This is a genomic window from Kutzneria buriramensis (assembly GCF_003387475.1).
Classification (GTDB): Bacteria; Actinomycetota; Actinomycetes; order Mycobacteriales; family Pseudonocardiaceae; genus Kutzneria; species Kutzneria buriramensis.
The window spans coordinates 47,358-59,758 of sequence record NZ_QUNO01000020.1; the positions used below are offsets into that span (position 1 = coordinate 47,358).

The window sequence follows — 12,401 nt, forward strand, 5'->3', positions numbered from 1 at the left end:
CCCCACATTCCGCGTCGGACCGGTCACTCGTCGCTACCGTCGCCGGCATGCGACGAAGCACCCCAGCCGCGGCAGCGACCGCGGCGCTCTGTCTGGTTGTCGCGGCGCCGGCGTTCGCCGGGCCCGCGCCGGGCGCGGACAGCCTCGGCGACCGTGTCTTCACGGCGTTGGGAAACGGCGGCTACGACGTCCAGCACTACGACGTCAGCTACGACTACCGGGCTGGCAGCACGCTGATGGACTCGGCCGTGCGGATCGACGCCACGGCAACGCAATCGCTGTCCTCGTTCAGCCTCGACTCGGTCGTCCGGAAGATCAATTCCGTGACGGTGGACGGCCGGGCGGCTGCCTTCCGCACCCAGGACGCCAACGAGAAGCTCTACGTCACCCCGGACCGGCCGGTGGGCCGGGGTCAGCACTTCGACGTGGAGATCTCGTACGTCTCCGACCGCACCTACGACCCGAAGTCACCGGCGCCGGCCGATCCGCAGGGCCGGCACTGGTTCGAGAAGCCGGACGGCTTCGTGACCTTCGCGCAGCCGGACCGGGCGCACGAGTTCTTTCCCAGCAACGACTATCCCAGCGACAAGGCCCGGTTCACCACGCACATCACCGTGCCGAACGACGTGCAGGCGGTGTCCAACGGCACCCTGCGCGACAAGAAGACGGTCGGCGACCGTACCACGTACACCTACGGCACCCGTGACCCGATTCCCACCGACACGGCGGTGTTCGCGGTCGGCCACTTCACGGAGATCACCGCTGCCGGCCCGCACGGCCTGCCGCTGCGCAGCTACGTGACGGCGTCGCAGGCGGACGCCTCGAAGACCTTCGTCAACGACATTCCGAGCGAGGTCGCGTGGGTCGAGCAGCATCTTGGGCCGTACCCGTTCGAGACGTACGGTGTGCTCGGCGTTGACGGCGAGTACTTCGGGGCGATGGAGAACGCGACTCTGTCGACGTTCAACGCCCAGGCCGGCTTGCAAGGCCCGATCGGGCTCACCGCGACGATGGTGCACGAGCTCGTGCACCAGTGGTTCGGCGATGCCGTGTCGGTCCGGAACTGGAGCGACATGTGGCTCAGCGAGGGCCACGCCAGCTTCTACAGCTTCCTCTACCAGGGGGACAAGGGATTTCGGCCCACGGAGGACGGCCTGCACAGCTGGTACCAGCAGGACAACAGCTTCCGGGCCAGCGACGGCCCGCCGGGACGCCCGAAGGACACGATCAGCGTGCTGGGCACCACCAACAGCATGGCGCTGATGCTGTACGGCCTGCGCTACCAGGTCGGCGTGGACACGTTCCAGCGCATCGAGCGGACCTTCTTCGAGCGGTTCCGCAACCGATCGGCGGCCACGCAGGACTACATCGACGTGGCGAACCAGGTGTCCGGCAAGGACTTCACCGGCTACGTCAAGGACTGGCTCTACAGCGATCACACGCCGCCGATGCCCGGCCACCCGGATTGGCAGCCGGGATCGGCGACATGACTACAGTGAGGAGCACTGCCCGAGCGCACCGCCGCGCACCGTGTTGGGTGCGGCGATGTTGCTCGGGGCGGGGGAGTTGCCGACGCAGGTCAGCGCACCGGTGACGCTGACGCCGGCCACGACCGGCTGCCGTGCCCCGGTGTTGTTGCCGGACAGGGCGAGGGCGCCCTGCACGCTGCCGCCGACGATCGTCACGTCGTGCGCGGTGCCGGCGATGGTCGCCGCGCCGCGCACGGTCGTGTCGAGCAGTTCCACCGAGTCGGCGTTAGCGGCACTGATGCCGCCCGTGATCGTCGAACCGGTCGCGACCAGCGACGCGCCCGGTTGCACGACGATCGCGCCGTGGAGCTGGGCGTGATCGAGGCAGGTGACGCCGTCGGTGACGACGATTGCGCCGTCGTGGCTGCCGGTGATCGTGTTGGTGCAAGCCGGCGGGGCCGGCAGCAGGTTCACCTGGAAGCTCTTGGCGGTCGCGGTGTTGCCGGCGGCGTCGGTGGTGCGGTACTCGATGGTGTGCTGGCCGTAGCTCGGCGTCGGATCGTCCCAAGGGGACAGTCGCGGCTTGCCCAGCTTGCCGTAGACCAGGTGGTCTATCTCGGTGCCGCTCGGCGTGAAGTGCCACGGCGAGGTGGAGTCGCTCGGCCAGCCGAAGTAGTTGAACCAGCCGTCGCCGTCCGTGCGGAATTCGCTGGTGAGCGCGCCCGTGCGGTCGTCGGCGGCGGTCAGCTTCATCGTGAACGGTCCATTGTAGACGTACTCGCTCGTGCCGTCCGCCTTGCGCACGGTGAGCAGCGAGTTCGACAGTTGGTAGTCGGTGGTCGGATCCGTCGCGTCCACGGCCCAGCTGCGGGTGTCGGTGCCGACCGCGGCGGTCAGCGTGTGCGTGCCCGTCAGCCTGAGTGCCTTGAGGTCGAGGTCGTTTGCCGTGCTGGCCAACGATTTTCCGTCCAGCGCCCACCGTACCGGCACGACCTGGTTCGACGGGTGCGTGGTGTCGGCGAACACGACCTCGTCCGCACCGACCGGCCGGTCGGTCTCCGTGGTGTCCGTGAACGTGACCGGGGTGGTGGTCGGCGGTGTCTTGATCGAGGCGTCGACCGACCAGGCGTGGGTGTTGGTCAGCGCCTGCCGGATCGCCGGGTCACGCACGAAGTCCGTCGGGTCGACCACCGTCGCCGTCAGCTTGTGCTTGCCCTTGAGGTTGAGCGGCCGCAGGTCCAGCTGCTGGCCGTTCGCCGACAGCTGCTTGCCGTCCAGGCTCCAGGTGATCGTCAGCGGGTGGCTGTTCGGGTGCATCGGCTCCACCCACACCACCCGGTCCGCGCCGATCGCCTTGGCCATCGGCGTCGTGTCCTGCACGATGCTGGTCTTCGCCGAGATCTGCTTGGTCATGTCCTCGCGGCCGACCTGGTCGTACGGGTAGCCCAGTGTCTTCATGATCGAGTGCGCGCTGGGCCGCCAGACGCCGCTGCCGCTGTACATGCCCGACTCGTAGCGGCCGATCGTGCCGCCCGCCTCGCTCGGCTCGCCCAGCCAGCGCCACCACTTCTTCTGCTGGTCCTTCATCTCCTGCTCGGTCAGCAGCGTGTGGTGCACCGAGTCCGGCTCGCCGCCCGTGTACGCGCCGCCGCGCACACCCCGGGCGTAGTAGTCGTACTCGTCCTGCAATCCGCCCAGCGAGTGCCCCAGCTCGTGCGGCGTGATCAGCGACGACATCGCGTTGCCGCCCGAGGCCGTCGCGTACGTGCCGCCCACGCCGCCGTACGTCGTGCTGTTGGCGATGGCCAGGATCTGCCGGTTCGCGTCCGTCGTGCCCGGCACCAGGTTCGCGTACGCCGTCGCCGCGTCGCCGTCCATGCCCAGCGCTCGCTGCACGCCGTTCGGGTCGCAGCCCGACCAGAACGCCATGTGCAGCGGCGTGTTCCGCTGCGGCGAGGTCAGGTCGGGGTCGCAGCTCACGCCCGACTCCGCCGACGGGATCTCCACCGAGTACACGTTGATGTAGTTCCGGTACGACTTGAACGGCTCGAACGTGAACAAGACGTTCATGTGTCTGTCCACGTCCGCACGGAACTTCGGCATGTCCGCCGTCGTGTAGCCGTCGCCGAGGACCACCAGGTTGAAGCGCTTCGCCGGGTCGCCGGTGACCCGGATCGGCACGACCGTGGCCGGCCCGGTGGCCGCCGTCGCGATCGGGACCGGGAGCAGCGCCAGGGCCGACACCATGCCGGCGATGAGGATTCGTCTCAACACACGGCCGACGCTAGGAACCCCGCGCACCGCTCACAAGGTCCGAAAGTCGCCTGATTTCAACGGATTTCCGGTAGCGTCGGCCCGGTGCTGACCGCCTCGATGATCGTCGACTCGTGGAACGCCTCGAATCCGAGGGTGTCGCCGGACGGCCGCTGGGTGGCGTACGAGCGGCGACCGGTGGGGCATTCGGACCAGGAGCCGGTCAGCGAAGTGTGGCTCGCTTCTCTCGAATCGACGCCGCGTCGCCTGGCCGTCGGGTCGAATCCGCGCTGGGCCTCGGACTCGCGGTCCGTGTTCGTCGTCGACGGCGTTGAGCTGCGTCGAATCGCCTTGTCCGGCGGGGAAACCGTGGTGGTCGAGTGGGACGCCGGTATCGACGACTTCCTGCCGCTCGTCGACGGCATCGCCTTCATCGCCGCCGATTCGCCTGCCACCGACGACATCGAGGTGCGCGGCGAGTTCCGGCCGTCACGACTGAGGTTGTTCCGCGACGGCGAGATTCGTGTCCTGTACGGGGATCGGCACGTCAGCGAGATCGCCCAGCAGCCCGGCGGCGGGCCGCTGGCCGTGCTCACCTGGTCGCGCCCCGAGCTGTATCCCGGGCTGCTGCACCCCGAGCTGCACGTCGTCGAGCTGTCCGGGGAGGTCCGCGACCTGGGGCCGGCGGCGGTCGAGGCGCATTCGCCCGTGTGGCGGCGGGCCGGCGACTGGCGGATCGCCTACCTCGGCCAGACCGGGCCGAGTCTCCAGTCCGGGACCGCCGTCTACGACGTCGTCGACGGCAACCTCACTCTCGGCCTGCCGGCGTGCCCGTTCGAGCTCGTGCAGACCGACGACGGCGACCCGCTCATGGTCGTCGCGGAGGGGCTGGACACCGCCATCCACCGCCTTGCCGCCGGGCTGGTCTCGCGGCACACGGGCCTGGTCAAGGAGGTCAGTGTCGGCGGCGATTCCCTTGCTGCGGTCGTCAGCACCGCGTACGAGCCGCAGGACGTGCATCTCAACGGAGTTCGGGTCACCGACACGCGGCCGTGGGCCCGTGAGATCGAGTGGGGCACCCAGTCGCGGCTGGAGTACCAGGCAGCTGACGGGCTGGAGCTGGAGGGGCTGCTGGTGCTGCCGCCCGGATCCGGCCCGTTTCCGCTGGTCACCGTCGTGCATGGCGGTCCTTACGACCGGCACTCCGACCATCTCGGCCTGCACTGGGTCCCGTCCGGGCAATGGCTCGCGCTCGCCGGCTACGCCGTGTTCCTACCCAATCCGCGCGGCAGCCAGGGGCGGGGGCACGAGTTCGCGACCGCCGTCAGCGGGGCCGTCGGGCAGGAGGAGTGGACCGACATCCTCACCGGCATCGACCTGCTCGTCGCCGACGGCGTCGCCGATCCCCGACGGCTCGCCATCGCCGGCTGGAGTCACGGCGGGTTCATGGCCGCGTGGGCCGTCGGGCACACCGACCGCTTCGCCGCCGCGATCGTCGGCGCCGGCGTCACCGACTGGGGAATGCTCGCCGGGAGCGGCGAATGGGGCCTGTTCGAGGCCGCGCTGGGCGGCAGCACCGGCTGGGAGGGTGTCGGCCCGCACCGGCACGATGAGCTCAGCCCCATCTCGTTCGCCTCCCAGGTGCGGACTCCCGTGCTCATCCTGCACGGTGCCGCCGACACCAATGTGCCGCTTTCCCAAGCGGAATACTTCCACCGCGCCCTGGACCACCACGGCGTCGAGCACGAGTTCGTCGTCTATCCCCGTGAGGGGCACCGCTTTCGGGAACGCCGCCACCAGCTCGACGTGCTCGACCGCGTGCGGGCCTGGCTCGATCGCCGGCTGTGAGAGCGTCCACTGTGGACCTACAGGCTCGGCGCCTCCAGGCCCGTCAGCAGGTAGGCGATGTCCAGGCCGGTGAGCAGGTAGTCGACGAAGATCTGGTTGTTCAGCGCCCACCGCCCGCGGGCCCGCCGCACGAGTTCGATCGCCGCGTGCGGGTTGACGTGCAGCTCGATCAGGATCTGCGCGGTGAGCAGGCCGGACCGGTTGTAGCCGCTGTGGCAGCGGATCAGCACCTTGCGCCCCATGCGCACCCGGTCGCCGGTCCATTCCGCCAACTCCCGGAGCCGGGCGATCTGCTTGGGCGTGAGCGGCCCGTCCGGGATCTGGTAGACAATGTGCCGCTTGCCCTTCTGCGGGCCGTGGCCGGGCTGCTTGTAGAGGCTGATCACCAGGTCGAACTCGTCCGTGACGACGGCGTCCCGCAGCTCACCCTTCTCGTCCACGTACTCGTGGCCGCCCATCCACAGGTCGTCGAAGACCTCGTTCCACGGCGACCGCGGCGGCGGTATGTTCCGGTCCTGGTGTGAGGTCCCCACTCGCCCATGCTCCCACGCCGTGGCACGGTCCGTCGCTGACCGGTCACGACGTGTCACTTGAGGTCGATGGCGGGCCGGAGCAGCAGCGTGTCGCTGTAGGCGGCGGGGGAGTTGAGCCACTCGCCGAAGTCGACGTCACGGTAGGCGGTGGCGAGGGTGAGCCAGGCCAGGAACGCCCCCGCTCCGCCGCACTCCGTGCCACCGCCGTCGCCGCCGCAGACGATCGTCGGCTCGGACGTCCATTCGTGGCGGTAGGAGTCCTGCCCGATGCGCAATCCCCACAGGTTCGGCTTGTGCTGCACACCGTCCGGGTCGTCGTACGGGGAGCGGTCGCCACGGCAGTCGTCGCCCCAGCGGAACAGGGTGGTGGCCCCGGCGCCGCATGCGTACTCCCACTCGTCGGGGCTGGCCGGCCGCAGTCCCAACTCGGTCACGCGCCGCACGGCGTCGGCGTAGGTGACGTCCTCGATGACCTGCGCCTCGGCGATGCCACCGTCCTGGTCGAACCGGATTCGCACGCCGTCGCCGTCGCCTGTGGAGGTGATCTCGCAGCCGGGCTTCGGACCCAGGTGGGCGATGACCTCCTGCACCCGAGGGTCGTCGGCGTCGACGTCGACCCGGCACCCGTCGAACGCCTCGATGCCGACCAGCACCGCCGGCAGGTCAACAGTTCGCACCGGCGAGGTCATGGCGTCGACGTGCTCGGCCAGCGGCGGCAGGTCGTACTCGTCGACGCTGTCGGCGTAGCTCTCGGCCTGCGCCTCGGTGGGCGTGAACCGGTGACCGTCGAAGCCCAGTGTCACGCGATCTGCCGGCAGCAGCGAGAACCGCAGGCCGTCCCGCTCGAACACCGCGATGCGCTGCCGCCGACCGGCGTACTCGCGAGCGCGTACGCCGATCAGCGCCAGGTCGTTCTCGCTCGCGATCGCCCGCGCGACCTCCGTCGCCGACTCGTCGGACAGGTCCCGCCACGCGGCGGCCGTCAGGTCTGCATGCGGCACCGCGGCATTAGATCAGCACGCATATCAGGGCCGCGACCGGCACGACCGAGAACGCGCCCGCGGCCCCGAACTGGTCGGTCAGGCGGCCGGCGATGCCCTGGCCGACGGCGGTGCCGACCGGCCCGCCGGCGCTCAGCACGGCGATCACGGTGCCGACCCGCCCGGCCGCAAACCGTTCTGCTGCCAGGAAAAGCTTGACCATGTACGGCGCGATGGTCGCGCCGCCGAGGATCATCGCCGCCGGCAACGGCACCACCCCGTACGCGCCTGCGGCCACGACGGTCATGCCGACCATCAGCACTGCGCCGGAAACCCTGCGGGGAAGACTAATCCAGCCGCTGATCAGCCCACCTATCCCGCTGCCGACGCCGAGCAGCGCGTAGAGCGGTCCGGCCGAGCCGTGCGCGGTGCCGCCGGTCTGCACCGCGCCGAAGATCGCCCCCACCGACGCCATGGCCACCACAAGAGCCGCGATGGGAAGCCATCGCACAGCGCCCGCAGCCTGCCCGGCGGGCCGCCCGGCGTCATAGCGCAGCGCGAACGGGAAAGCGGCGCCCACCAACAGCATCAGCATGACCGGCAGCCCGGCCAGGATCGGGCCGAGAATGAAGCTCAGCTCGTCGGCGGCGGCCTCGAAGGACAGCGCCACGGGCAGCAGGTCGGGGCGGCGCAGCGTCCAGTGCACTCGAACCAGCGGCCCGACCTGCGGCTGGGTCAGCCCGACGAGCGCCGTCATCGGCCATGCCGCCCAATCGTGCGGCGACGTGCCGAGCATGACGCCAACGGCAGTGGCGTTGAGCAGCGCCGTCACCACGCCGACGCGGCGCGGACCGTGGCGGTCCGCCATGCGGCCGACGATGAGGCCGCCGGCGGCGATGGCGACGCTCTGGGCGGCGGCGATTTCACCGGCCTGGGTGAAACCGACGCCGCCGGCCCGCAGCCATAGCAGCGTGGCCAGGGGCAGCATCGCGTAGGGCAGCCGGGCCATGACACCCAGCGCCAGGAACAGGGGACCGGACGAGCGCACGAGCTCGCGGTAGGACATGAATGTCTCCCGGGCACACCTCGGGGACGCGCCTACCCAGCCACCAGACGCGTGCCCTGTCCCGGTTCTGCCGCGAGCGTAGCGCGAAACGCGGGCACGGCGAATAATCCCGGCATGGCCTACGACCTCGAGCTGGCCGAACGGATCCGCGCGCTGGTCGCCGCCGAGACCGGCGTCGACGAGAAGCGCATGTTCGGCGGCCTTGCCTTTCTGGTCAACGGGAACATGTCGGTGGCGGCCAGCGGACAGGGCGGCCTGTTGGTGCGGGTCGACCCGGCCGACGCCGGCCCGTTGATCGACGACAAGCTGGTGGCGCCGATGGTGATGGGCGGCCGGGAGATGACCGGCTGGCTGTTCGTCGACCTGGCCGCGGTGGCGGCTGACGAGGACCTTGCGGTGTGGGTGAACCGCGGCGTCGGCTTCGCGAAGTCGTTGCCGGCCAAGAAAGCGAAGCGGTGACAACTAGGGGTTGACGTGACAACCGGGGGTTGTCACGATGGTGTCATGACAACCCCAGACGATCCGCATCGTGAGACCTACGACCGCATCAAAGAGGTTCGGGAGCAGGCGATCCACCACACCCGTCTGGCCCGGGAGTACGCCACCGAGCGGCGGAGGCTGATGGAAGGCCTCATCGCCCAGGGCGTCAGCCAGTCCGACATCGCCCGCGAACTCGGCGTCAGCCGTCAGGCCATCCAGAAGATGCTGTCCCTCTAGTCAACGACGTTCGGCGACGGAGGCGGTCGACTTCCGCCACCACGACGGTGATCTCGTCGCCGGCTGTCACATCGATTTCGTTGGTGTAGAGAAAGCCGGTGATGTCCTCGGTGAGTTGTACGAACACACCGAACGGCACGACTTTGGCCACGGTGCCAAGGATTTCCTGACCAGCGGCGAGATCGGTGGTGGCGTAGGGATCCGGTTGAAGTGCCTTCAGCGACAGCCTGGCTTCGCCGTTCCATGTGTCGAACTGGAGGAACTCGCCGGAAACCCGTTGGCCCACCTGGACAACATCGTTGACGTCGTCGAAATGTCGCCACGTCAGTTCGGGATAGGTGACGAATCCGACGCCGTCGAAAATCGGGTGCTGAGGGCCGTCGTCCAGCGCCACGAACACGCCGAACGGCCGGATCGACGCCACCGTCCCGGACAGGATCTTGCCACGCTCACACGCCTTGAGGAACGCCCACAGCTCAGGGTTCTGCTCCTCATCGAGGTCGACGTTGATCACCTCGCCAGGAAGTCCTTGGGCACCTGCGAATCATAGTCACGCCTTGAGCAGCCGGTCCCGAACATCCGGCACGGCATACGAGACGGTGTCGCGGTCGAGGGTGGCGCCGGTGACGTGCGGCAGGTGCACCAGCACGTCGTACGCCGCCATGGCATCGACCTCGGCGTAGACCACCCCGTACCGCTGCTCCTTTACGGCCCGCACGGTGGCCTCGTCGGTGGGGGACAGCCGCCGCAGGTCGACGGCGAACGGCTCGTCGCCGGCACGGCTGGCGGCCATCAGGCCGTCGAGGCTGTCCGGCTTGGGCTCGTCGAGGTCGGCGAACATGACGCCCTCGTAGAAACCGGCCGTGTAGTTGAGGGTCTGCCCGCCGCCGGTCGTGGTGCCGACGATGCGGTACTCGTCGCCGAGGCGGTCGGACAGATGCACACCCATCGTCGCCATCGGGCGGGTGTTGGTGAGCGCCGCCGGCAGGCGCTGGACGTGCGCGTTGTGCTCGACGAGCACGATCCGCTCCTCGCGCCGCAGGATCCACTCGACGGTGTCGGCGATGGTGACCTCGCGAACCTCCATGCCGCCGGCCTGGTCGCCGCGCGCCATCCCGCGGGCGGTGCCGTCCAGCCCGATGGTGACGTCGAGGGCCCGCAGCGCGCGCTGGTACGCCTCGATGGAGGTCCGCCGTACGTAGCCGATCCGCCCGGAGGTCAGCCGGCAGCGCAGATCGGCGAGACCGGCGGTGAGGCTGTCCTTGTCGGCGCTCTGTGTGTACGCGTTCAGCGCCGTGAGCTGCGAGAACGCCGACGCTCCGGACAGGGAGAGCGCGATCTCGCGGATGCGGGGGTCGACCTCGAACTGTGGGTCGGCCTCGGCCAGGTAGGCGAGCACGGCGTCCAGGCCGGGCAGAGTGGACGCGTTCGAGCCGGGCAGATCCGTGCCGTAGAAGGCGATCCGATGCTCGCGCATCCATTCCAGGTGCGCGCGCATCTCCGTCCAGAGGCCCATCAGGCCGGTCACGCCGTTGGCCAGCACGTCGCCGAGCTGCCGCGTGTCGTCGCCGCGCACCCAGTCGGCGACGCCCCAGCCCTCCACGAAGCCGCTCTCCATCGCGTACGTGCGGAAGCCGTGCCGCTCGACCAGGTGCCGCAGCAGGCGGGTGCGCAGCAGGTACTGCTCGCGGTTGTAGTGCGAGCTCTCGCCGATCGCGACCACCCGCGCGCCGCCGATGGCCTGGGCCAGGCGGTCGAGGTCGTCGAGTCCGAACATCGCCGCGTCGCTGAGCATCGTGGTTCCCCCTCCGGTTGCGTTCCCAACTTTGAGAACGGTACCAGATGTGGGAATGTAACGGCGTGGACCAGCTCGACCTGCTTCTGCACCCGATCCGGCTGCGCATCGTGCACGCCATGTCCGGCGACCGCGTGCGGACGACGACCGACCTGTGCCGGCAGTTGCCGGACGTGCCCAAGACCAGCGTCTACCGGCACGTCGGGCTGCTCGCCGACGGCGGCATCCTGGAGGTCGTCGAGGAGCAGCGGGTGCACGGGGCCGTCGAGCGGCATTACCGACTGCGGCGCGGCGGCGCGGTGATCGACCGGGAGACCGCGCTGGCGATGACCCTGGACGACCATCGCCGCGGATTCACCGGAGCCATGGCGTCGCTGCTCGCCGAGTTCAACGCCTACCTGGACCGCGAGGACGCCGATCCGCCCGCCGATTCCGTCGGTTACAAGCAGGGCGTGCTGTGGGTGGATCCGGCCGAGATGGAGGAGCTGGCGCTCGAGGTGGTCGAGGTGTTCCGCCGGCGGGCCGCGAACGGCCCCGGCGGCGCGCGGCGGCCGTACCTGACCAGCCTGATCATGTTCCCTACGGAGCCAGCCCACCCCGACGGATCAGCTGGCGGATGATGACGTCCCGCTGGATCTCGTTCGTGCCCTCGCCGACGATCATCAGCGGCGCGTCCCGGAAGTAGCGCTCCACGTCGAACTCCGTGGAGTAGCCGTGGCCGCCGTGCACGCGGATGGCGTTGAGCGCGATCTCCATCGCCGTCTCCGAGCAGAACAGCTTGGCCATGCCCGCCTCCAGATCGGCCCGCTCGCCCGAGTCGTAGCGGGTGGCGGCGTGCAGCAGCAGTTGACGCGCCGCCGTCAGCTTCGTCGCCATGTCCGCCAGCAGCGTGCCGACCGCTTGGTGCTGCCAGATCGGCTTGCCGAACGATTCCCGTTGCTGGGCGTACGCGAAGGCGTCGTCGAACGCCGCCCGTGCCACCCCCGTCGCCCGCGCCGCCACCTGGATCCGGCCGATCTCCAGGCCCTGCATCATCTGCCCGAAGCCCTCGCCCTCGGTGTCGCCGAGCAAAGCCGTCGAGGGCACTCGGCAGTCCTGAAAGGACAGTTCGCAGCTCTCGACGCCCTTGTAGCCCAGCTTCGGCAGATCGCGACTGACCGTGAACCCCGGCCCTTTCTCCATCAGCAGCACGCTCATGCCGCGATGCGCGGGTTCCGCGTTCGGATTTGTCTTGCACAGCACCGCCACCAGGCCGGCTCGGCGGGCGTTGGTGATCCACGTCTTGCTTCCGTTGACCACGTACTCGTCGCCCTGCCTCGTGGCCACCGTCCTGAGCGCCTGCAAGTCCGACCCGCCGTCCGGCTCCGTCAGCGCCATCGCCGCCCGCAACTCACCCGTCGCCATCGCCGGCAGGTAGCGCCGTCGCTGCTCCTCGGTTCCGTGTCGTAGCAACAGTTTCGCCACCACTGTGTGGCCGCCCATTGCCCCCGCCAGGCTCATCCACCCCCGTGCCAGCTCCTCCGTCACCATCGCGAAGCATGCCGTCGACACCTCCGCCCCGCCGTACGCCTCCGGTATCGCCAGCCCGAACACCCCGAGCAGCTTCATCTGCTCGATCAGCGCCTCCGGATAGGTGTTGCCGTGCTCGAGTTCCCGCGCCACCGGCCGCACCGCCCGGTCCACGAAGTCCCGCACCGTGTCGACGATCGCCTGCTCCACGCTGTCCAGCACGTACGAACC

The 12,401-nt window shown here is 69.5% G+C and carries 12 protein-coding genes; 5 read left to right on the forward strand and 7 right to left on the reverse strand.

Going from position 1 to position 12,401, the window contains the following annotated elements; genetic code table 11:
- The first annotated feature begins 47 nt into the window (after positions 1-47).
- Positions 48-1,490, forward strand: a complete 1,443-nt coding sequence (locus BCF44_RS43590) for a M1 family metallopeptidase (RefSeq protein ID WP_116180401.1) — start codon at positions 48-50, stop codon at positions 1,488-1,490.
- Here the strand turns inward: BCF44_RS43590 and BCF44_RS43595 are convergent, their stop codons facing one another.
- Positions 1,491-3,743, reverse strand: coding sequence for a M64 family metallopeptidase (locus BCF44_RS43595; RefSeq protein WP_246016159.1), 2,253 nt, complete (start codon positions 3,741-3,743; stop codon positions 1,491-1,493). It lies immediately after the preceding gene.
- 84 nt (positions 3,744-3,827) lie between these two features.
- Here BCF44_RS43595 and BCF44_RS43600 point away from each other — a divergent pair, with 84 nt between their 5' ends.
- On the forward strand, positions 3,828-5,570 hold the full coding sequence (locus tag BCF44_RS43600; RefSeq protein ID WP_211353504.1) for a S9 family peptidase: 1,743 nt from the start codon (positions 3,828-3,830) through the stop codon (positions 5,568-5,570).
- Between the two features lie 17 nt (positions 5,571-5,587).
- Here the strand turns inward: BCF44_RS43600 and BCF44_RS43605 are convergent, their stop codons facing one another.
- The 3 genes from BCF44_RS43605 to BCF44_RS43615 are packed head-to-tail and all read right to left on the reverse strand — an operon-like array spanning position 5,588 to position 8,149.
- On the reverse strand, positions 5,588-6,103 hold the full coding sequence (locus tag BCF44_RS43605; protein ID WP_211353505.1) for a protein-tyrosine phosphatase family protein: 516 nt from the start codon (positions 6,101-6,103) through the stop codon (positions 5,588-5,590).
- A 53-nt stretch (positions 6,104-6,156) separates the two neighbouring features.
- Positions 6,157-7,104 (reverse strand): hypothetical protein, encoded by a 948-nt coding sequence (locus BCF44_RS43610; RefSeq protein ID WP_116180403.1) that lies wholly within the window; start codon positions 7,102-7,104, stop codon positions 6,157-6,159.
- Positions 7,105-7,111: 7 nt separating this feature from the next.
- The gene (locus BCF44_RS43615; protein ID WP_116180404.1) at positions 7,112-8,149 is read right to left on the reverse strand and encodes an MFS transporter; all 1,038 of its coding nucleotides are present in this window, start codon (positions 8,147-8,149) and stop codon (positions 7,112-7,114) included.
- A 114-nt stretch (positions 8,150-8,263) separates the two neighbouring features.
- Here BCF44_RS43615 and BCF44_RS43620 point away from each other — a divergent pair, with 114 nt between their 5' ends.
- Both BCF44_RS43620 and BCF44_RS43625 read left to right on the forward strand, forming a co-directional pair.
- Positions 8,264-8,608, forward strand: coding sequence for a TfoX/Sxy family protein (locus BCF44_RS43620; protein WP_116180405.1), 345 nt, complete (start codon positions 8,264-8,266; stop codon positions 8,606-8,608).
- A gap of 45 nt (positions 8,609-8,653) precedes the next feature.
- Complete coding sequence (locus BCF44_RS43625; protein WP_116180406.1) at positions 8,654-8,866, forward strand: helix-turn-helix domain-containing protein; 213 nt, start codon at positions 8,654-8,656, stop codon at positions 8,864-8,866.
- Here BCF44_RS43625 and BCF44_RS43630 read toward each other — a convergent pair.
- Both BCF44_RS43630 and BCF44_RS43635 read right to left on the reverse strand, forming a co-directional pair.
- On the reverse strand, positions 8,829-9,380 hold the full coding sequence (locus tag BCF44_RS43630) for a S1 RNA-binding domain-containing protein (protein ID WP_116180407.1): 552 nt from the start codon (positions 9,378-9,380) through the stop codon (positions 8,829-8,831). The genes BCF44_RS43625 and BCF44_RS43630 overlap by 38 nt on opposite strands.
- A 36-nt stretch (positions 9,381-9,416) precedes the next feature.
- Positions 9,417-10,661: an erythromycin esterase family protein gene (locus BCF44_RS43635; protein ID WP_116180408.1), complete on the reverse strand. Its 1,245-nt coding sequence runs from the start codon at positions 10,659-10,661 to the stop codon at positions 9,417-9,419.
- A gap of 65 nt (positions 10,662-10,726) precedes the next feature.
- Here BCF44_RS43635 and BCF44_RS43640 point away from each other — a divergent pair, with 65 nt between their 5' ends.
- Complete coding sequence (locus BCF44_RS43640; protein WP_116180409.1) at positions 10,727-11,281, forward strand: helix-turn-helix domain-containing protein; 555 nt, start codon at positions 10,727-10,729, stop codon at positions 11,279-11,281.
- Here BCF44_RS43640 and BCF44_RS43645 read toward each other — a convergent pair.
- Positions 11,241-12,392 carry an acyl-CoA dehydrogenase family protein gene (locus tag BCF44_RS43645; protein WP_116180410.1) on the reverse strand — a complete coding sequence of 384 codons (1,152 nt, stop codon included), beginning with the start codon at positions 12,390-12,392 and terminating at the stop codon, positions 11,241-11,243. The two genes, BCF44_RS43640 and BCF44_RS43645, sit on opposite strands and share 41 nt — an antisense overlap.
- Between the last annotated feature and the right edge of the window lie 9 nt (positions 12,393-12,401).